Raw genomic sequence first — 19,102 nt, 5'->3', positions numbered from 1 at the left:
AGTGTAAGCCAGCTGGCAAAACTCGCCTAGCAAACCCAGGTAGCACTGTTGGGCTGATCGAGGTGGCGCGCCAGGTAGTCGGCGAAGCGGCTGCGGCTGATGGCCCGGGCGCCCAGGCTATGCAGGTGGTTGGTGGGCATCTGGCAGTCGATCAGCACGAAGCCGGCCTGGCGCAGGTGTTCGACCAGCGTCACGAAGCCGACCTTGGAGGCATTGTCGGCGCGGCTGAACATCGACTCGCCGAAGAACAGTTGGCCGATGGCCAGGCCATACAGGCCGCCGACCAGCACGCCGTCTGCGCGCACTTCTACCGAATGGGCAATACCGCGCCGGTGCAGTTCGCAGTAGGCATTGCGCATGGTGTCGGTGATCCAGGTGCCGTCGGCGTAGTCGCGCGGGGCAGCGCAGGCGGCAATCACCGCCGGGAAGTCGGTGTCGAAGCTGACCTGGTAGCGGCCCTGGCGCATCAGTTTGGCCAGCGAGCGCGAGACGTGCAGCTCGTCAGGGAACAGCACCGTGCGCGGGTCAGGTGACCACCAGAGAATCGGCTGGCCGTCCTGATACCAGGGGAAGCAGCCATGCCGGTAGGCCTGCTCCAGGCGCTCGGGGCTCAGGTCGCCGCCAGCGGCAAGCAAACCGTTGGGGTCGTGCAGGGCCTTTTCCAGGGGTGGGAAGGTCAGCGAGTCGCGGGTTAGCCAGGTGAGCATGGTCTATCGTGCGGTGGGGGAGGGGAGAGGGCAGCATGGCTTGCAGGGCTTGCGGGGTCAATGCTGGCAGGCTCAGCAGTTATTGGCTGGCAGCAGAATAGGCAATTTCCTACACATTCATGAAGGCATAGGCACCATCCGCTACATTTGCTGTCACACCTGTGCAAAAACACAGCATAAGCCTTTGTCACAGAAGGCAATGCATGCTCAAATTGCACCTATACGAAAGTCGCCCCCACTCGAGCTCCATACGGCGTGCCGTCATGGCGGCTGGCGGGCAGTAATGTTAAAAGTAGTGGTTCATTGGCCAGACACCGGCCGATCACTACTGGACGCGCAGCACGCGCAGGAATAGACGCGTTTTGAAGAAATCCACCGCAACTCCAGCTCCTTTGCCTGTGCCCCTGTGGCGGCAGCAGCTGCATTACCGCCTCAAGGAAGGTGCGTTGATCGCTGTCGGCGCCCTGTGCCTGTACCTGTGGATGGCACTGCTGACCTACGACACGTCGGACCCGGGCTTCAGCCATACCAGCAACATCGACCAGGTGCAGAATGCCGCCGGGCGTGCCGGCGCGTACTTTGCCGACATCCTGTTCATGGTGCTCGGCTACTTCGCCTATATCTTCCCGTTGCTGCTGGCGATCAAGACCTGGCAGATCTTCCGCGAACGGCACCAGCCGTGGCAATGGAGCGGCTGGCTGTTCTCCTGGCGGCTGATCGGCCTGGTGTTCCTGGTGCTGTCGGGCGCGGCGCTGGCGCATATCCATTTCCACCCGCCGGCGAGCCTGCCGTTTTCCGCGGGCGGTGCGCTGGGCGAAAGCCTCGGCGACCTGGCGCGCAACCTGCTGAACGTGCAGGGCAGCACCCTGATGTTCATTGCCCTGTTCCTGTTCGGCCTGACCGTGTTCACCGACCTGTCATGGTTCAAGGTGATGGACATGACCGGCAAGATCACCCTCGACCTGTTCGAACTGGTTCAGGGCGCGGCCAGCCGCTGGTGGGAGGCACGCAACGAGCGCAAGCGCCTGGAGGCGCAACTGCGTGAAGTGGACGACCCGGTGTTCGATCTGGGGTCGAAGGCCAGCGACAAGCGTGAACCAGCCAAACCGGCGCTGCGCGAGCGCATCTTCAAGCGTGAGGAAACGCCGGCCCAGCCCGTCGAGCCGCGTGAACCGACCCTTTCCCGTGAACCGACACTCGCCCGCGAGCCTGTGGTGCCTCGCGAACCAACCCTCGCCCGCGAACCTGTCGTGCCGCGTGAGCCCGTGGTCTCCCGCGAGCAGCCAGCAGCGGCCCCGACCATTGTGCCCCCGGCCGCGGCAAGGGCGCCGGAGCCGAGCAAGCGGGTCATGAAGGAAAAACAGGCGCCGCTGTTCGTCGACAGCGCCGTAGAGGGGACCCTGCCGTCGATTTCCATCCTCGACCCGGCCGAACAGAAGAAGATCGAGTACTCGCCAGAGTCCCTGGCCGGTGTCGGCCAGTTGCTGGAAATCAAGCTCAAGGAGTTCGGCGTGGAAGTCTCGGTGGACTCCATCCACCCAGGCCCGGTGATTACCCGTTACGAAATCCAGCCGGCCGCTGGCGTGAAAGTCAGCCGCATTGCCAACCTGGCCAAGGACCTGGCGCGTTCCCTGGCGGTGACCAGCGTGCGGGTGGTCGAGGTCATCCCCGGCAAGACCACCGTGGGTATCGAGATCCCCAACGAAAACCGGCAGATGGTGCGCTTCTCGGAAGTGCTCGCGACGCCGCAGTACGACGAGCAGAAATCGCCGGTCACCCTGGCTCTGGGCCACGACATCGGCGGCAAGCCGGTGATCACCGACCTGGCCAAGATGCCGCACCTGCTGGTGGCCGGTACTACCGGTTCCGGTAAGTCGGTGGGTGTCAACGCGATGATCCTGTCGATCCTGTTCAAGTCCAGCCCGGAAGACGCGCGGCTGATCATGATCGACCCGAAAATGCTCGAGCTGTCGATCTACGAGGGCATCCCGCACCTGCTGTGCCCGGTGGTCACCGACATGAAGGACGCCGCCAACGCCCTGCGCTGGAGCGTGGCCGAGATGGAGCGGCGTTACAAGCTGATGGCGGCCATGGGCGTGCGTAACCTGGCCGGCTTCAACCGCAAGATCAAGGACGCCCAGGAAGCTGGCGAGATCATCCATGACCCGCTGTACCGCCGCGAGAGCATGGACGACGAGCCGCCAGCGCTGAAGACCCTGCCGACCATCGTCGTGGTGGTCGACGAATTTGCCGACATGATGATGATCGTCGGCAAGAAGGTCGAAGAGCTGATCGCCCGTATCGCCCAGAAGGCACGGGCTGCCGGTATCCACCTGATCCTCGCCACCCAGCGCCCGTCGGTGGATGTGATCACCGGCCTGATCAAGGCCAACATCCCGACCCGCATGGCGTTCCAGGTGTCGAGCAAGATCGACTCGCGGACCATCATCGACCAGGGCGGCGCCGAACAGTTGCTTGGCCACGGTGACATGCTGTACATGCCGCCGGGCACCAGCCTGCCCATCCGTGTGCACGGTGCGTTCGTCTCCGACGATGAAGTGCACCGCACGGTCGAGGCGTGGAAGCTGCGTGGCGCGCCGGACTACAACGATGACATCCTCAATGGCGTCGAAGAGGCCGGTAGCGGCTTCGATGGCGGCGGCGGCGGCGGTGGGGGCGATGGTGACGATGCCGAAACCGATGCCCTGTATGATGAGGCCGTGCAGTTCGTGCTGGAAAGCCGCCGCGCTTCCATCTCGGCCGTACAGCGCAAGCTCAAGATCGGCTACAACCGCGCCGCGCGGATGATCGAGTCGATGGAGATGGCCGGCGTGGTCACCCCGATGAACAGCAACGGCTCGCGGGAAGTGATTGCCCCGGGTGGCCCGCGCGACTGATGAACACCTTGCCGGGCGCCAACGGTGGCGCCCGGCCTTTTCAATGCTCAATGAGGATTCCCATGCGCGCGATTCGCATGCTGTTGGTTTCTGCCCTGACCCTGGGCTCGGTTACTGCTTATGCCGGTGAGCAAGATGTACAACGCCTGACCCAGTTGCTGGAAAAATCCCAGACCATCGAGGCCAACTTCTCCCAGCTGACCCTCGACGCGGGCGGTACCAGCCTGCAGGAAACGTCCGGCAAGATGACTGTGAAGCGCCCGGGCCTGTTCTACTGGCACACCAATGCGCCGCAGGAGCAGGTAGTGGTGTCCGACGGCAAGAACGTCACCTTGTGGGACCCGGACCTGGAGCAGGCGACCATCAAGAAGCTCGACCAGCGCCTGAACCAGACCCCGGCACTGCTGCTGTCCGGTGACGTGTCGAAGATCAGCCAGAGCTTCGACATCACCTCCAAGGAGCAGGGCGACGTGATGGACTTCACCCTCAAGCCAAAGACCAAGGACACCCTGTTCGACTCGCTGCGCGTGTCGTTCCGCAAAGGCTTGATCAACGACATGCAGCTGATCGACAGCGTCGGCCAGCGCACCAACATCCTGTTCAATGGCGTCAAGGCCAACCAGGCGGTGCCGGACAACCAGTTCAGGTTCGACATCCCCAAAGGCGCCGACGTCATCAAGGAGTAAGCAGAGCTCGCCATGGACCTGTTTCGAAGCGAACCCGTCGCCCAGCCTCTGGCGGCCCGCCTGCGCCCGTCCAACCTGGACGAATACGTCGGCCAGGAGCACCTGCTGGCGCGCGGCAAACCGCTGCGCGAGGCGCTGGAGCAGGGTGCGCTGCACTCGATGATCTTCTGGGGGCCGCCGGGGGTGGGCAAGACCACCCTGGCGCGGCTGCTGGCGCATTTCTGCGATGCGCACTTCGAAACGGTCTCGGCGGTGTTGGCGGGGGTAAAGGAGATCCGCCAGGCCGTCGAAGTGGCCAAGCAGCAGGCCGGCCAGTATGGCCGACGCACCATTCTGTTCGTCGACGAAGTGCACCGTTTCAACAAGTCCCAGCAGGATGCCTTTCTGCCCTACGTCGAAGACGGCACGCTACTGTTCATCGGTGCTACCACCGAGAATCCCTCGTTCGAACTGAACAACGCCCTGCTGTCGCGGGCGCGGGTCTACGTGCTCAAGAGCCTGGACGAAGCGGCGCTGCGCAAGCTGGTCAACCGTGCGCTGACGGAAGAGCGCGGGCTGGGCAAGCGCAACCTGCGCGTCGGTGACGACGCCTTCAAGATGCTCATGGCTGCCGCCGATGGCGATGGCCGGCGCATGCTCAACTTCCTGGAGAACGCTGCCGACCTTGCCGAAGATGGCAGCGAGATCGACGTCGAGATGCTGCAAAGCCTGCTCGGCGACAGCCGGCGGCGTTTCGACAAGGGCGGCGAGGCGTTCTACGACCAGATTTCCGCGCTGCACAAGTCGGTGCGCGGCTCCAACCCCGATGGCGCCCTGTACTGGTTCGCGCGCATGCTCGACGGCGGTTGCGACCCGCTGTACATCGCCCGTCGCGTCGTGCGCATGGCCAGCGAGGACATCGGCAACGCCGACCCGCGGGCCCTGAGCCTGTGCCTGGCCGCCTGGGACGTGCAGGAACGCCTGGGCAGCCCGGAAGGCGAGCTGGCGGTGGCCCAGGCCATCACCTACATCGCCTGCGCGCCGAAGAGCAATGCCGTCTACGTGGGCTTCAAGACCGCGTTGCGCGAGGCGGCCGAACATGGCTCGCTGGAGGTGCCGCTGCACCTGCGCAACGCGCCGACCAAGCTGATGAAACAATTGGGCTATGGCGAAGAATACCGCTACGCCCACGACGAGCCCGATGCCTATGCCGCTGGTGAGGATTACTTCCCCGAGGCGCTTGAGCCACGCCAGTACTACCAGCCCGTGCCGCGAGGCCTGGAGCTGAAGATCGGCGAGAAACTGCGCCACCTGGCCGAGCTTGACCGCAACAGCCCCCGCCAGCGGAGAAAACCATGATTGCCCTGATCGCTGCAGTCAGCGCCGGTGGTATTGCCGGGACCTTGCTACGCTTCGCCACCGCCAATTGGGTCGCGGCCAACTGGCCACGGCACTTCTATCTCGGTACGCTGGCGGTCAACCTGGCGGGTTGCCTGCTGATCGGCCTGCTTTACGGCCTGTTCCTGCACAAACCGCTGGCGCCGGTCGAACTGCGCGCCGGCCTGATCGTCGGCTTCCTCGGTGGCCTGACGACCTTTTCTTCCTTCTCGCTCGATACCGTGCGCCTGATCGAAAGTGGGCAAGTGCCCCTCGCCTTGGGCTATACCAGTATCAGCGTGGTGGGCGGGCTCCTGGCCACCTGGGCCGGCCTGTCCCTGACCCGATTCTGAACCAACACTTATCCATAACGAGAGAACGATATGCTCGATTCCAAACTGTTACGCGGCCAACTTCAGGAAGTGGCGGATCGCCTGGCCTCCCGTGGCTTCAGCCTGGATGTCGCGCGCATCGAATCACTGGAAGAGCGCCGCAAGGCGGTGCAGACCCGCACCGAGCAGCTGCAAGCCGAGCGTAACGCCCGTTCCAAGTCGATCGGCCAGGCCAAGGCCAAGGGCGAGGACATTGCCCCGCTGATGGCGGACGTCGAGCGCATGGCCAATGAACTGGCCGCTGGCAAGGTAGAGCTGGATGCTATCCAGGCCGAACTGGACAGCATCCTGCTGACCATCCCCAACCTGCCGGACGCCAGCGTACCGGTCGGTGCCAGCGAGGACGACAACGTAGAAGTGCGCCGCTGGGGTACGCCGACCGCCTTCGATTTCGAGATCAAGGACCACGTCGCCTTGGGTGAAGTCAGCGGTGGCCTGGACTTCGAAGCCGCGGCCAAGCTGTCTGGCGCGCGCTTTGCCGTGCTGCGCGGGCCGATTGCCCGCCTGCACCGCGCCCTGGCGCAGTTCATGATCAACCTGCACACCGGCGAGCACGGCTACGAGGAACACTACACCCCGTACCTGGTGCAGGCCCCGGCCCTGCAGGGCACTGGCCAGTTGCCGAAGTTCGAGGAAGACCTGTTCAAGATCACCCGCGAAGGCGAAGCTGACTTCTACCTGATCCCGACCGCCGAAGTGTCGCTGACCAACCTCGTTGCCGGCCAGATCCTCGACGCCAAGCAGTTGCCCTTGAAACTGGTTGCCCACACCCCTTGCTTCCGCAGTGAAGCCGGTGCGTCGGGCCGTGACACCCGTGGCATGATCCGCCAACACCAGTTCGACAAGGTCGAGATGGTTCAGGTCGTCGAACCGTCCAAGTCGATGGAAGCCCTGGAAAGCCTGACCGCCAACGCCGAGCGCGTCCTGCAGCTGCTGCAGCTGCCCTACCGCGTGCTGGCCCTGTGCACCGGCGACATGGGCTTTGGCGCTGTGAAGACCTACGACCTGGAAGTGTGGGTGCCGAGCCAGGACAAGTACCGCGAGATCAGCTCGTGCTCCAACTGCGGTGACTTCCAGGCACGCCGCATGCAGGCTCGCTGGCGCAATCCGGAAACCGGCAAGCCAGAGCTGGTGCATACCCTCAACGGTTCTGGACTGGCCGTAGGCCGTACCCTGGTCGCGGTGCTGGAAAACTACCAGCAGGCCGACGGTTCGATCCGCGTACCGGACGTGCTGAAGCCGTACATGGGCGGCGTCGAGGTTATCCGCTAAATGGATTACCTGCCGCTGTTCCACAAGCTGCAGGGCGGCCGGGTGCTGGTCGTCGGCGGCGGTGAGATCGCCTTGCGCAAGGCGCGCCTGCTGGCTGATGCCGGCGCCGCGCTGCGCGTGGTGGCGCCGGACATCGACGGTCAGCTGGCCGCGTTGGCCCGGGAAGGTGGCGGTGAGGTGCTGGTGCGTGGCTATCAGGCGGCCGACCTGGTCGGTTGCCGACTGGTGATCGCGGCCACCGACGACCCTGGGCTCAACGCCCAGGTGTCGGCGGACGCACAGGCGCTGAGCCTGCCGGTCAACGTGGTGGATGCGCCGGCCCTGTGCACGGTGATCTTCCCGGCCATCGTCGACCGTTCCCCGTTGGTGATCGCGGTGTCCAGTGGCGGTGACGCCCCGGTGTTGGCGCGCTTGATTCGCGCCAAGCTGGAGGCCTGGATTCCGTCGGCTTATGGTGAGCTGGCCGGGCTGGCAGCGCGCTTCCGGCACAAGGTCAAATCCCTGTACCCGGATGTCAATCAGCGCCGAGGCTTCTGGGAAACCGTGTTCCAGGGGCCGATTGCCGAACGCCAGCTGGCCGGACAGGGCGCCGAGGCCGAGCGCCTGTTGCAGGCGATGGTCGAAGGTGCCCCGGTGCAGCAGGGCGGTGAGGTGTATCTGGTGGGGGCGGGGCCGGGCGATCCGGACTTGCTGACCTTCCGTGCCTTGCGCCTGATGCAGCAGGCCGACGTGGTGCTGTACGACCGCCTGGTGGCACCCGCGATCATCGAGATGTGCCGGCGTGATGCCGAGCGTATCTACGTTGGCAAGCGCCGCGCCGACCATGCCGTGCCGCAGGACCAGATCAACCGCCTGCTGGTCGACCTCGCCCAGCAGGGCAAGCGTGTGTTGCGCCTCAAGGGCGGCGACCCGTTCATCTTCGGCCGCGGTGGCGAAGAGATCGAAGAGCTGGCCGAGCACGGCATTCCGTTCCAGGTGGTACCGGGGATTACCGCGGCCAGTGGTTGCTCCGCCTATGGCGGCATTCCGCTGACTCACCGTGACTATGCCCAGTCGGTGCGTTTCGTCACCGGGCACCTCAAGGATGGCACCAGCAACCTGCCGTGGGATGACCTGGTGGCGCCGGCCCAGACCCTGGTGTTTTACATGGGGCTGGTGGGGTTGCCGACCATCTGTGCCGAGCTGATTCGCCATGGGCGGGCGGCGAGCACGCCGGCGGCACTGGTGCAGCAGGGCACTACGCGCAATCAGCGGGTGTTCACCGGTACCTTGGCGGATTTGCCGGAGCTGGTGGCTCGGCATGAAGTGCATGCGCCGACCCTGGTGATTGTCGGGGAAGTGGTGCAGTTGCGCGACAAGCTGGCCTGGTTCGAAGGTTCGCAACACAGCTGAAATCGTTGGGGCCGCTCTGCGGCCCTTTCGCGACACAAGGCCGCTCCTACAGGAAACGCGTATCCCCTGTAGGAGCGGCCTTGTGTCGCGAAAGGGCTGCAAAGCAGCCCCAGCGATCTCAACCCTGGTAGATCCCTTTCCCCACCAACCGCTCCCGATCATGGGGCAGGTTGAAGTCCTGCAACGGCCCCTTGGGCACGATGCCGTTCGGGTTGATGGTCTTGTGGCTCATGTAGTAATGCTTCTGGATATGTTCCATATCCACCGTCCCAGCCACGCCCGGCCACTGGTACAGCTCGCGTAGCCAGTTGGACAGGTTGTGGTAGTCGCTCAACCGCCGCAGGTTGCACTTGAAGTGCCCGTGGTACACCGCATCGAAACGCACCAAGGTCGTGAACAGGCGCACATCGGCCTCGGTCAGGTACTCGCCAGCGAGGTAGCGATTGCGGCCCAGCAGCGCTTCCAGATGATCCAGCTCGTTGAATACCTCATCGAACGCCGCCTCGTAGGCATCCTGCGTGGTGGCGAAGCCTGCGCGGTACACGCCGTTGTTCACCGCCGGGTAGATGCGTTCGTTCAACGCCTCGATGGTCGGGCGCAGTGGCTCCGGGTATAGGTCCAAGGTATTGCCGGTCAGCTCGTTGAACGCGCTGTTGAAGATGCGGATGATCTCCGACGACTCGTTGTTGACGATGCGTTTCTCTTGCTTGTCCCACAGCACGGGCACGGTCACGCGGCCGGTGTAGTGCGGGTCGTCCTGGGTGTAGCGCTGGTGCAGATACTGCAGGGCATCGAGGTGGTCGCCAGTGGAGCCTTGCTGCTGGTCGAAGGTCCAGCCATGGTCCTGCATCAACCAACTGACCACCGACACGTCGATCAGCGGCTCAAGGCCTTTGAGGGCGCGGAAGATCAGGGTGCGGTGGGCCCATGGGCAGGCCAGTGAAACGTACAGGTGATAACGGCCGGCTTCTGGCGCGGGCAGTTGATTGCGGCGCTGGGCGTTTTCCCGTTTGAAGGTGCCGTCCTTGCCGTTTTCGTACCACTGGTCATGCCAGCGACCGTCGATCAAAAGGCCCATGGTGAGCTCCTCGGAAACAAAGTTGTTTGTCGTTGGAGCCCAGTCTAGGGCAAATCGTTCGAATAACTAGCGCAAAGACCGCACACTTATAATCTATTTATTCGATTGGTTGCGAGCGGCCCAGTAACCACGTGCGGTGGCGAAAGCCTGTTCGCGCTCCTGGCCCAGACCACGCAGCGCCAGGGCCATGGTCGCCACCACGGCCATTTCGCCGTAGCTGTCCTCGGCTTCGCCACGCCACACCGCCAGTAGCTGCTCGGGCTGCAGGCTCGGTGGTTTTACATGGCGGCGTTCGCTTAGCGCCGGCCATTCCTCGTCCCAGGCTTCGCCTGCACTGGTGCCGTAGAGGTGGCTAATGACATCCGGGTTGACCTCGATCTCGCCGCCATCACCCTTGATCACTACGGCATGGTCGCCGAGCAGGCGGCTGGCTTCACGGTGCACCGCCTGGTAACCAGGGTGGAAGATGCTCTGCAGGCCGCAGCGCGCAGCCAGTGGATTCAGCACCCGCGCCAGGGAATGGATGGGCGAGCGCAGGCCCAGCGTGTTGCGCAGATCGATCATCCGCTGCAGCTGTGGCGCCCAATCATGCAGCGGAGCGAAGGCCAGGCGATGCTGGTCGAGGGCCTGGCTGACCGCTGCCCAGTCGCGGCAAAGCGGGATCTCCAGCAGCGCCAGCAGCTGTTCGGTGTACAGGCGCCCGGCGGTATGTGCGCCGCCGCCGTGCATGAGGATGCGCACACCGTTGGCAGCCAGGCACTTGGCGCTCAGCAGGTACCAGGGCAGATGGCGCTTCTTGCCGGCGTAGGTCGGCCAGTCGATATCCACGGCGATACGCGGCACTTGCAGGTGCGCACGCAGGGCTTCGGTGAAGCCGGCGAGTTCTTCTGCGCTCTCTTCCTTGTGCCGCAGCAACATCAGGAAGGCACCGAGCTGGGTATCTTCGACCTTGCCTTCGAGCAGCAGGGTCATGGCGGCGTGGGCTTCCTCGCGGGTCAGGCCGCGGGCGCCGCGTTTGCCTTTGCCAAGGATGCGCACGAATTCGGCGAACGGGTGTTCGGCCGGTGTTTCCAGGGTCAGCGGGCGGGCGTCGGTCATATGCAATTGGTTGGCTTGGGCAGGCCCGCCAGCTTGGCGGCGAGTTTGGCGGGGGTGCCATTGAACAGGCGGTTTAAGTGCGGGCTGTTGCCTTTTTCCGTGCCCAGCTTGAGCGCGGCGTACTTGATCAGTGGGCGGGTGGCCGGCGACAGCTGGTATTCGTCGTAGAACTGGCGCAGCAGTTCGAGGATTTCCCAGTGGTCGGCGGTCAGGGCGATGCTTTCGCGCTCGGCCAGGGCTTCGGCGACGGGGCGCGACCAGTCTTGCAGGTCGACCAGGAAGCCATCCTTGTCCAGGGCGATGGCGCGATCGCCAACATTCAGCGTACTCATAGCCAGCTGTTGACCTTGTCGTAGTGCAGTGACAGCTCGACGAAGGCCTGGTAATTCACGGCCTCGGCCAGCGCGCTACTGATGCCACGGGCCAGCAGGTCTTCGTCGAGGGCGAACAGGCGCCGTGCCAGGTTGGCAGCTTGCAGTTGGCGCTGGCTGTCACTGCCGTCGCGCAGCGCATAGACCGCATCGCCGCACAGCAGCACGCCATCGTCAGCGCCCAGCAGGCGCAGGCAGCTGTCCAGGCGCTCGTCGCCGAACGGGGAGTGGGATAACACGTGCAGGGTTGGCATCAGAGCGTCACCACTTGGTCGAAACGGGCAATCAGGGCCTGCAGGGCTGCGTTGTCCAGCACCTCCACCGGCAGCTCCAGGCCGTCGGCGGCAAGGCCACGCCGCGCCAGGCTGTGCTGGCAGGCAAACAGCTCTTCGACGCCAAACATCGGCAGCGCCTGCAGGTTGGCGGCGAGGTTCTTCTGCTCCACGGCGGCAGGTTGCTGACCGGGTGCCAACTGGAACACGCCGTCATCGAGGAACAGCATGGCCAGCGGCAGATCGAAGGCGCCGCCGGCCAGGGCGATGTCCAGTGCTTCGCGGGCAGCCGGGCCGTTCCAGGGTGCCTGGCGGCTGATGATCAACATGGATTTGGCCATTTCAGTCGCCTCCGAAACAGACCAGGCGGTCGGCATTTTGAGCGGCTTCGTGCAGCTGGCCGAGGCCAGACAACTCCCACGGCTTGGGCAGGTTGACCGCCGGGCGTTGGTAGCGGTTGGCTTCGGCGTCATCGAGCACGCCGCGGCGCAGCGCGGCGGCGATGCACACCACTGCATCGAGGCGTTTTACTTCGATGAAGGTCCGCCATTGGGCGGCGATGTCCTGTTCATCCTGGGGTGCGACCACGTTGGCCGAGGCACTGTGTACCCCGTCCTGATAGAAGAACAGCCGGGCAATCTCATGCCCGCCAGCCAGCACTGCCTCGGCGAAGCGCAAGGCGCGGCGCGAAGAGGGCGCATGGGCCGGGGAAAAAACCGCGATAGCGAATTTCATGGATAACTCGTGCAAAGGAATGCCGCCATGATAAAGCAAAAAGCCCGCGCAAGTGGGCGCGGGCTTTGTCGGCGGGGCAGGTGCGGATCAGGCGTTTTCCTTGCTTTCCGGCAGGAACCAGTTGAGCACCAGGGCGCAGATGCCCCCTGTGGCCACACCCGACTCCAGCACATTGCGGATGGCAGCAGGCATGTGCGCGAGGAACTCCGGCACCTGCGCCACGCCCAGGCCCAGTGCCAGCGACACGGCGATGATCAGCAGGGCGCGACGGTCCAGGCGAGTACTGGCCAGAATATTGATGCCCGACGCGGCCACCGCGCCGAACATGACCATGGCCGCACCACCCAGCACTGGCTCAGGCACTGCCTGAATCACCCCGGCCACGCTCGGAAACAGCCCCAGCAGCACCAGCATCACGGCAATCCAGATACCGATATGGCGGCTGGCAATGCCGGTCAGCTGAATCACGCCGTTGTTCTGGGCAAAAATCGAGCTGGGGAAGGTGTTGAACAGGCCAGCCAGCAGCGAGTTGGCGCCGTTGACCAGCACCCCGCCCTTGATGCGCGACATCCACAGCGGGCCTTCGACCGGTTGGCGCGAAACCTTGCTGGTGGCGGTGACATCACCGATGGCTTCCAGCGAAGTCACCAGGTAGATCACCAGCATCGGGATGAACAACGCCCAGGAGAAGCCCAGGCCGAAATGCAGCGGCATCGGCACCTGGAACAGCGCGGCTTCGTGCATGCCGGTGAAGTCCAGGCGTCCGAGGTAACCGGCCAGGGCATAGCCGACTGCCAGGGCAATGACGATCGCGCAGCTGCGCATCCATATCACCGGGATGCGGTTGAGGATCACGATCACCGCCAGCACAGCACCCGACAGCATCAGGTTTTCGCCGTTGGCGAAGGTGCCATTGGCCATGGCGCCGAAACCGCCACCCATGCTGATAAGGCCGACCTTGATCAGGGTCAGGCCGATCATCAGCACCACGATGCCGGTCACCAGTGGGGTGATCAGGCGTTTGACGAACGGCAGGATCCGCGACACGCCCATTTCGACGAACGAGCCGGCAATCACTACGCCGAAGATCGCCGCCATCACGCTTTCCACCGGCGTACCTTGCTTGACCATCAGCGCGCCGCCGGCAATCAGTGGCCCAACGAAGTTGAAACTGGTGCCCTGCACGATCAGCAGCCCGGCACCGAACGGGCCGAAGCGCTTGCACTGGACGAAAGTGGCGATACCGGAGATCACCAGCGACATGGAGACGATGAGGTTGGTATCGCGAGCCGAAACACCCAGCGCCTGGCAGATCAGCAGGCCAGGGGTCACGATCGGCACGATGATCGCCAGCAGATGTTGCAGGGCTGCCAGCAGGCCGATCAACAGCCGTGGCTTGTCCTCAAGGCCAAGTACCAGTTCGTTTGCAGGCGCCGCCGCGCCTAGGCTGTGTTCGTGTGAGCTCATCAGTGAAGCTGCCCCGGTAGAAAAAAGGAGCGCATTCTACGGGCAGAAGTGCGATTGCGGTAGGGGAATGCACGATGGCGGCATGATCGCCGACCATTAACTGGATTTATTGACTTTTAAGTCAATGTCCAAGCCCGCAACATTTCCAGCGCGCAAAGAAAAGCCCGCCGAAGCGGGCTTTCCCAAGCAGCAATCAATCAGTCATCACGACCCATGATGCCAAACAGCTGCAGCAAGCTGATGAACAGGTTGTAGATCGACACATACAGGCTGATGGTCGCCATGATGTAGTTCCGCTCACCGCCATGAATGATCGCGCTGGTCTGGAACAGAATGCAGACCGACGAGAACAGCACGAAGCCGGCACTGATTGCAAGTTGCAGGCCGCTGATCTGGAAGAAGAAGCTCGCGACCACGGCACCCAGCAGCACAAAGAAACCAGCGGTAATGAAACCGCTGAGGAAGCTCATGTCCTTGCGGGTGATCAGCACGTACGCCGACAGGCCACCAAACACCAGCGCAGTCATGGCAAACGCCGAGCTGACCACTTCAGCGCCACCGGCCATGCCCAGGTACCGGTTGAGGATCGGGCCGAGAATGAAGCCCATGAAGCCGGTGAGGGCGAAGGTGGAAACCAGGCCCCAGACCGAATCACGCAGTTTGGCAGTGAGGAAGAACAGCCCGTAGAAGCCTATGAGCACGACGAACACATTCGGGTAACCGACGCGCATCTGCTGAGCTACGAAGGCCATGACACCGCTGAAGGCGAGGGTGAGTGCCAGCAGGCTGTAGGTGTTGCGCAGGACCTTGCTGACCTCCTGCTGCTCGGCTTGCTGGCCGTGGTGTACGGCATAATCCTGTTCGCGCATGGCGACACTCCTTATGAATCCATGGTTTTGGACGTTCAGATGCAAGCAGTCTAACAGACGCTCCGCAAGCCGCGACACAGAGAGTTTGACAGCTTGTTTCATTACGGTATTATGGCGGCCGCAAAACGAGCTGGAAGCGTGGCCGAGTGGTTTAAGGCAACGGTCTTGAAACCGTCGATGGGCAACTATCCTAGAGTTCTTATCTCAGGTAGTCCCCAGATGCACACTTCAGGATACCCTCAGAATTGCATCGGGGAATTGGCAGAGTGGTTGAATGCACCGGTCTTGAAAACCGGCGAACGTGAGAGCGTTCCCAGGGTTCGAATCCCTGGTTCCCCGCCAAACACAAGCGAATCAAGGGCCAGAGAGATCTGAGCCCTTTTTTTGTGCCTATTTTTACCCTTCCTCCCTTGGCGCAAGCGTCCCTTGTCCAAGCATGCACGTGAGTCAACTGCTCTCGGATGCACACTAATGCATACCTCTGACCCCGAGAGTCCTATCAGAATCCCAACTGCACACTTGCTATCCGCCCGAACTGATAGAAAAGACGCATAGCAGTGCTTAGGGGGATCCTGCTAAGTGTGAAATTCCAACCCTCAGTGCGACCCTGGATCCCTCGGAACCTATGAAAACCTTGGGCAGCGTCATCCAACAAGCTGCCCAATCCAGCATGTTTTGACTTCGGATTTTTTCTAAGCAGGTCAGTCACGACACGAAGTCGGGTCGAAATCTACTCAATACTCGGGCTCGACATTCGTCCTAGGCTCTGTACGAAAAGAGATGTCGCAAACACCGCATGGAGCAAGCCAGTGAGACCATGGCGGCATAACTTTTCGCGAGCTTGTCGGAGCGGGTCACGATCCGGCGGTTCTCTTTCAGCCAGCCGAACATGCGCTCGATGATGTTGCGCTGTCGGTATTTGGGCCGGTCAAACAGTCTTGGTAAGCCAGGCTTGGGCTTGCGCTTCATCGAGCGCAGCGGGATGACGGGTTGTATTCGATATTGATCGCAGTAGCGGCGTAGCGCTTCTGCGTCGTAGCCCTTGTCGGCAAGCAGCCATTTGCAGCGCTTGCGCGGGCGGCCACGTTGGCTCGATGGGATGCTGACCTCATCCAACAGCGGTTGTGCGTAGCTGATGTCACTGGCTTGACCGCCAGAGAGGAGAAAACGCAGCGGTGCTCCGTTGGCGTCGCATAGCATGTGGATTTTGGTTGTCAGGCCACCGCGACTGCGGCCTAGAGCATGATCGGCAGGCTCGTCAGGCCCCCTTTTTTCCCGGCGCCAGATGAGGCTCGGGTTGCGCGTACTGCGGTTGAGTCGATCATCCAGGTTTGCAGATCGATCAAGCCCTGCTCATTCAATCGCAGGTGCAGACGTTTGAGCATCTGCTCGAAAGTCCCTTGGTTTCGCCAGCCCCGAAACCGTTGATACACCGTTGACCATGGGCCGAAGCGCTCTGGCATATCTCGCCATGCAGCACCTGAGCAGAGCACTCACAGCACGCCATCGAGCATCAGCCGGTCGCTCAGTCGGGGCCGGCCTCGGCCATGGGTTTCGATGAAGAGATCGGAGACCACATCCCAGGCCTCGTCCGTGAGTTCGTAGCGCCTTGCCATCACAGAATTCCTTTCCGTTAATGGCGCGTGACTCTACAAAATCTCAGCGCTAAAGGAGCGACGATTAGGTTTCTCGGGATTTCGTACAGAGCCTAGGAAGCCGTCAGCGAGTGCGGGAGTGGCAAGATTGCCAAGGCTGAGAAAGGTGCAGATCGGGATTACGTTATGTGCCTTCATGATTACTCCTGGCGTTTACTGCGCACACAGGAGATGGGCACGCAGAAACAGCCAAATTGTTTTTGTTGGTTGGAGTGACGCGTTATTTCTGCTGGGTTACCGGGGAGGGACACGTCACCAAGGTTCGCTTACGCCCAGCGTTTGTGGCACTGAGCAGCTCACCCAAAATGGTCAAACGACCGGTTTACGTCCCGAGCTTCTTGTAAAGGGCCGGAGTCGCAATCTGGCTTCATTGGAGAAGCTGATCACTTCAACCACAGGTGAGCTTGCCCACCTGTGCATTGCTTGGTTAAGGAAGGCCCTCAGTTGAAAATGTCGATGGTTCCAATCGCGATAGCCGCAACGAACATCACCAGGCACGTACCGATGCTCCAGCCGATGGACGCTCGTTGGTTGTCTCCGTAGTCCAGGTCAAGCAGTCCACAGAGCAGATAGGTTGAGGCAACCAGTGGGCTGAGCAGATGTACTGGCTGCCCGATCAATCCGGCGATGGCCATTTCTTTAGCGCCGATGCCGTAATGGCTCGCAGTCTCGGCCAGGATGGGAAGGATCCCGAAGTAGAAAGCGTCGTTGGTCAGCACGTAGGTGAAAGGCATGCTGAGGAACGCAGTGATGACCGACATGAAATGACCAGCGGAGTCAGGGATCACATGGATCAGGCTTTCCGAGATCGCTTTGATCATCCCTGTGCCGGACATGATCCCGACGAAGATGCCAGCGGCGAAGATCAGCAGGGTTACCGCCATGACGTTGTCGGCGTATTTTCCGATGACTTCCTTTTGGTCTTTGACGCTCGGGAAGTTCACCAAGACGCCCAGGCCGAAGGCAAGCATGAAGAGGATTGGAAGGGGCATAAGGCTGAGCATCATCATGGTGATCAGCGTGATGGTGAGTACAGCGTTGAAAAGGAAGCGCCAGTCGGTCAGTTTGAACTCGGTGAAGTGGCTCATGACCTCATCGTGATCGAGTTGCACGACACCCAGACGACGGCGCTCCCGGCCACCGAGGTAAAAGGCCGCGAAAATTACCCAGCCCGCTCCAGCGATCATGAGTGGCAGCATCTCGATGAACAGTTCAGTGATGTCGACGTGCATGGCGCTTGCCGCACGCGAGAAGGGCCCCGCCCAAGGGAGGATGTTCATCACCCCGTTGGTCAGCAACAGAACGGTGGCCAGAACCTGAAGGCTCATCCCTGTGCGTCGGTATAGCGGAAGGAGTGCTGCGGTGGTGATGATGTAGGTCGTGGCACCATCACCATCCAGCCCCACGCAAATTCCGAGCACTGCAGTGCCGATGACAATCTTCAGCGGGTCGCCTTTCACGCATTTCAGGATCAGCTTGATCAGCGGATTGAACAAACCTGCGTCGGTCATCATGCAGAAGTAGAGGATCGCGAAGGTCAGCATGATCCCTGTCGGGGCCAGCATCTTCACGCCATCGAACATCATGGGGCCGAGCTGGGTTGCAAATCCTCCCAGGCTTGCGAATGCAACCGGCACCAGAATCAGGGCAACCAGTGGTGAAAGGCGTTTGCTCATGACGAGGTACATGAAGCAGACGATCATTGTGTAGCTCAAGAGAGTGAGCATGTAGCCCTCTTATTATCTGTTTTGTATGAGTAATAGTTTTCGCTGGCCGTTTTTTAGCCGAGCAAAGCCCGTGCGCCATATGCACAGGGCCGCACAACGAAGTCGTTAGGCTGGAGCGTGCGAGAACATTCGCTTTCCTGAGTGGCCGGGATCAGCCCTCAAGATGTGTCCTGTCGACGAGTCGGTGATGAACAGGCCGTGATTACCTTCGCCACCAAAGGCGAGGTTGGTGAGCGTGCGGCCTTCGGTGCATGACTTGAAGCGATAGAGCGGCACAGCGTGGGAATCAAATGCCCACACACATCCATTGCCTGCATCGCATACATATAGATTTCCTGACTCATCCAGAGCCATACCGTCTGCGCCACTCACACCCCCGGCCATAGCGGTGAACACACCCACCTTGGACGTAGTGCCATCGGGTTGAAGCGGGAGTCGCCATACTGCGTTTCCGCGAGTCATCGCTACCAGCAGTGCTTTCTCCTGAAGATCCATCACCAGGCCATTAGGGCTAGGGCCGTTATCCAGCAAACAATCCAGGCGTTGTTGCTCCAGGTCGTAGCGGAAAACTCGACCCGTTGGATCATGCATGCCTGTCTGGCCTTGATCGGTGAAGAAGAGGCGCCCCTGTCGGTCAAAGAACAGATCATTTACACCCTTGAAGCCTTCACTTCGACGATGCGTCAGGAACGGCTCGATGCGTTTGCTGATAGGGTCGAGAACGAGGATCCCGTTCTTGTAGTCGGCAATGAAGATTCGCCCGTCACGATGGATTTTCAAGCCGTTAGGCCAGCCGTCGTATTCAACAACCAGTTCCCAGTCACCCTGTGGGGAAATTCGAAAGATCCTGCCATACGGGATATCTGTGACATAGAGATTGCCGGCCTGGTCGAAGGAAGGCCCTTCCAGGAAGCTCGCGACCTGCTGGCCTGGTTTGTTGGCTCTGACCCAGTCGGAATCCCCGTCACGCCAAAACTCTTTCGGCAGTCTGCTGAAGACTTCTGTTGGGCGTTCCTCGGGAGGGGCATACAGGCTCATGGCAAATCTCCATGTGAAAACAGACACACGACGCTGAGGCTCAAACGGCCGAGTCTGGGCCAATCTCATCAGTGTACGTTGCCTGGGATA

The 19,102-nt window shown here is 61.8% G+C and carries 17 protein-coding genes, 1 tRNA gene and 1 pseudogene; 7 read left to right on the top strand and 12 right to left on the bottom strand.

What is annotated here, in order from left to right; genetic code table 11:
- Window positions 1–26: 26 nt before the first annotated feature.
- Window positions 27–707 carry a leucyl/phenylalanyl-tRNA--protein transferase gene (gene aat / locus ACTORR_RS04525; protein WP_054886816.1) on the bottom strand — a complete coding sequence of 227 codons (681 nt, stop codon included), beginning with the start codon at window positions 705–707 and terminating at the stop codon, window positions 27–29.
- Between the two features lie 362 nt (window positions 708–1,069).
- On the opposite strand from aat, the gene ACTORR_RS04520 reads away from it, so the two are divergent.
- The 6 genes from ACTORR_RS04520 (at window position 1,070) to cysG (ending at window position 8,702) form a co-directional block, all read left to right on the top strand.
- Window positions 1,070–3,604 carry a DNA translocase FtsK gene (locus ACTORR_RS04520; RefSeq protein ID WP_313430582.1) on the top strand — a complete coding sequence of 845 codons (2,535 nt, stop codon included), beginning with the start codon at window positions 1,070–1,072 and terminating at the stop codon, window positions 3,602–3,604.
- 62 nt (window positions 3,605–3,666) lie between these two features.
- On the top strand, window positions 3,667–4,290 hold the full coding sequence (gene lolA / locus ACTORR_RS04515) for an outer membrane lipoprotein chaperone LolA (protein ID WP_054886814.1): 624 nt from the start codon (window positions 3,667–3,669) through the stop codon (window positions 4,288–4,290).
- 12 nt (window positions 4,291–4,302) lie between these two features.
- Entirely contained in the window at window positions 4,303–5,628 is a 1,326-nt protein-coding gene (locus ACTORR_RS04510; RefSeq protein ID WP_054886813.1) for a replication-associated recombination protein A, read from the top strand.
- On the top strand, window positions 5,625–5,999 hold the full coding sequence (gene crcB, locus ACTORR_RS04505) for a fluoride efflux transporter CrcB (RefSeq protein WP_054886812.1): 375 nt from the start codon (window positions 5,625–5,627) through the stop codon (window positions 5,997–5,999). Before ACTORR_RS04510 ends, crcB begins: the two co-directional genes overlap by 4 nt.
- Before the next feature lie 30 nt (window positions 6,000–6,029).
- Entirely contained in the window at window positions 6,030–7,310 is a 1,281-nt protein-coding gene (gene serS / locus ACTORR_RS04500; protein ID WP_054886811.1) for a serine--tRNA ligase, read from the top strand.
- The gene (gene cysG / locus ACTORR_RS04495; RefSeq protein ID WP_099815922.1) at window positions 7,311–8,702 is read left to right on the top strand and encodes a siroheme synthase CysG; all 1,392 of its coding nucleotides are present in this window, start codon (window positions 7,311–7,313) and stop codon (window positions 8,700–8,702) included.
- Between the two features lie 118 nt (window positions 8,703–8,820).
- Here cysG and ACTORR_RS04490 read toward each other — a convergent pair whose 3' ends face one another.
- The 8 genes from ACTORR_RS04490 to ACTORR_RS04455 all read right to left on the bottom strand — a co-directional run bounded on the left by ACTORR_RS04490 (window position 8,821) and on the right by ACTORR_RS04455 (window position 14,592).
- The gene (locus ACTORR_RS04490; RefSeq protein WP_054886809.1) at window positions 8,821–9,780 is read right to left on the bottom strand and encodes a glutathione S-transferase family protein; all 960 of its coding nucleotides are present in this window, start codon (window positions 9,778–9,780) and stop codon (window positions 8,821–8,823) included.
- Window positions 9,781–9,873: 93 nt separating this feature from the next.
- Window positions 9,874–10,878: a glycosyl transferase family protein gene (locus ACTORR_RS04485; RefSeq protein WP_313365373.1), complete on the bottom strand. Its 1,005-nt coding sequence runs from the start codon at window positions 10,876–10,878 to the stop codon at window positions 9,874–9,876.
- On the bottom strand, window positions 10,875–11,210 hold the full coding sequence (locus ACTORR_RS04480; RefSeq protein WP_054886807.1) for a TusE/DsrC/DsvC family sulfur relay protein: 336 nt from the start codon (window positions 11,208–11,210) through the stop codon (window positions 10,875–10,877). The genes ACTORR_RS04485 and ACTORR_RS04480 overlap by 4 nt, the downstream gene beginning before the upstream one ends.
- A complete protein-coding gene (tusB, locus tag ACTORR_RS04475; RefSeq protein WP_054886806.1) occupies window positions 11,207–11,503 on the bottom strand; it encodes a sulfurtransferase complex subunit TusB in 297 nt (98 codons plus the stop codon). The genes ACTORR_RS04480 and tusB overlap by 4 nt, the downstream gene beginning before the upstream one ends.
- Window positions 11,503–11,862, bottom strand: a complete 360-nt coding sequence (tusC, locus tag ACTORR_RS04470; protein WP_054886805.1) for a sulfurtransferase complex subunit TusC — start codon at window positions 11,860–11,862, stop codon at window positions 11,503–11,505. The genes tusB and tusC overlap by 1 nt, the downstream gene beginning before the upstream one ends.
- A 1-nt stretch (window position 11,863) precedes the next feature.
- Window positions 11,864–12,256 carry a sulfurtransferase complex subunit TusD gene (gene tusD, locus ACTORR_RS04465; RefSeq protein WP_054886804.1) on the bottom strand — a complete coding sequence of 131 codons (393 nt, stop codon included), beginning with the start codon at window positions 12,254–12,256 and terminating at the stop codon, window positions 11,864–11,866.
- An 87-nt stretch (window positions 12,257–12,343) separates the two neighbouring features.
- Complete coding sequence (locus ACTORR_RS04460; RefSeq protein WP_313365375.1) at window positions 12,344–13,723, bottom strand: nucleobase:cation symporter-2 family protein; 1,380 nt, start codon at window positions 13,721–13,723, stop codon at window positions 12,344–12,346.
- Window positions 13,724–13,920: 197 nt separating this feature from the next.
- Window positions 13,921–14,592 (bottom strand): Bax inhibitor-1/YccA family protein, encoded by a 672-nt coding sequence (locus ACTORR_RS04455; RefSeq protein ID WP_027919754.1) that lies wholly within the window; start codon window positions 14,590–14,592, stop codon window positions 13,921–13,923.
- A 252-nt stretch (window positions 14,593–14,844) separates the two neighbouring features.
- Here ACTORR_RS04455 and ACTORR_RS04450 point away from each other — a divergent pair.
- Window positions 14,845–14,934, top strand: a tRNA-Ser gene (locus tag ACTORR_RS04450).
- A gap of 417 nt (window positions 14,935–15,351) precedes the next feature.
- On the opposite strand, the pseudogene ACTORR_RS04445 reads toward ACTORR_RS04450, so the two are convergent.
- From ACTORR_RS04445 to ACTORR_RS04435, 3 genes and pseudogenes are all read right to left on the bottom strand, one after another.
- Window positions 15,352–16,208, bottom strand: a pseudogene (locus ACTORR_RS04445) (IS5 family transposase).
- Window positions 16,209–16,687: 479 nt separating this feature from the next.
- Window positions 16,688–17,974 carry a CitMHS family transporter gene (locus tag ACTORR_RS04440; protein WP_313364739.1) on the bottom strand — a complete coding sequence of 429 codons (1,287 nt, stop codon included), beginning with the start codon at window positions 17,972–17,974 and terminating at the stop codon, window positions 16,688–16,690.
- Between the two features lie 105 nt (window positions 17,975–18,079).
- Window positions 18,080–19,012 (bottom strand): SMP-30/gluconolactonase/LRE family protein, encoded by a 933-nt coding sequence (locus tag ACTORR_RS04435; RefSeq protein WP_313364740.1) that lies wholly within the window; start codon window positions 19,010–19,012, stop codon window positions 18,080–18,082.
- Window positions 19,013–19,102 lie beyond the last annotated feature (90 nt).

The sequence above is a fragment of the Pseudomonas sp. SAR267 genome, from assembly GCF_052077595.1.
Classification (GTDB): Bacteria; Pseudomonadota; Gammaproteobacteria; order Pseudomonadales; family Pseudomonadaceae; genus Aquipseudomonas; species Aquipseudomonas vlassakiae.
Note: the sequence above shows the minus strand (reverse complement) of the source record. Positions and strands in the feature narration are given on the sequence as shown.

Bases quoted from the DNA above. Each gene is read 5' to 3' on its own strand.
- aat (WP_054886816.1), bottom strand. From the start codon at position 707: ATGCTCACCTGGCTAACCCGCGACTCGCTGACCTTCCCACCCCTGGAA.
- lolA (WP_054886814.1), top strand. From the start codon at position 3,667: ATGCGCGCGATTCGCATGCTGTTGGTTTCTGCCCTGACCCTGGGCTCG.
- ACTORR_RS04510 (WP_054886813.1), top strand. From the start codon at position 4,303: ATGGACCTGTTTCGAAGCGAACCCGTCGCCCAGCCTCTGGCGGCCCGC.
- crcB (WP_054886812.1), top strand. From the start codon at position 5,625: ATGATTGCCCTGATCGCTGCAGTCAGCGCCGGTGGTATTGCCGGGACC.
- serS (WP_054886811.1), top strand. From the start codon at position 6,030: ATGCTCGATTCCAAACTGTTACGCGGCCAACTTCAGGAAGTGGCGGAT.
- cysG (WP_099815922.1), top strand. From the start codon at position 7,311: ATGGATTACCTGCCGCTGTTCCACAAGCTGCAGGGCGGCCGGGTGCTG.
- ACTORR_RS04490 (WP_054886809.1), bottom strand. From the start codon at position 9,780: ATGGGCCTTTTGATCGACGGTCGCTGGCATGACCAGTGGTACGAAAAC.
- ACTORR_RS04485 (WP_313365373.1), bottom strand. From the start codon at position 10,878: ATGACCGACGCCCGCCCGCTGACCCTGGAAACACCGGCCGAACACCCG.
- ACTORR_RS04480 (WP_054886807.1), bottom strand. From the start codon at position 11,210: ATGAGTACGCTGAATGTTGGCGATCGCGCCATCGCCCTGGACAAGGAT.
- tusB (WP_054886806.1), bottom strand. From the start codon at position 11,503: ATGCCAACCCTGCACGTGTTATCCCACTCCCCGTTCGGCGACGAGCGC.
- tusC (WP_054886805.1), bottom strand. From the start codon at position 11,862: ATGGCCAAATCCATGTTGATCATCAGCCGCCAGGCACCCTGGAACGGC.
- tusD (WP_054886804.1), bottom strand. From the start codon at position 12,256: ATGAAATTCGCTATCGCGGTTTTTTCCCCGGCCCATGCGCCCTCTTCG.
- ACTORR_RS04460 (WP_313365375.1), bottom strand. From the start codon at position 13,723: ATGAGCTCACACGAACACAGCCTAGGCGCGGCGGCGCCTGCAAACGAA.
- ACTORR_RS04455 (WP_027919754.1), bottom strand. From the start codon at position 14,592: ATGCGCGAACAGGATTATGCCGTACACCACGGCCAGCAAGCCGAGCAG.
- ACTORR_RS04440 (WP_313364739.1), bottom strand. From the start codon at position 17,974: ATGCTCACTCTCTTGAGCTACACAATGATCGTCTGCTTCATGTACCTC.
- ACTORR_RS04435 (WP_313364740.1), bottom strand. From the start codon at position 19,012: ATGAGCCTGTATGCCCCTCCCGAGGAACGCCCAACAGAAGTCTTCAGC.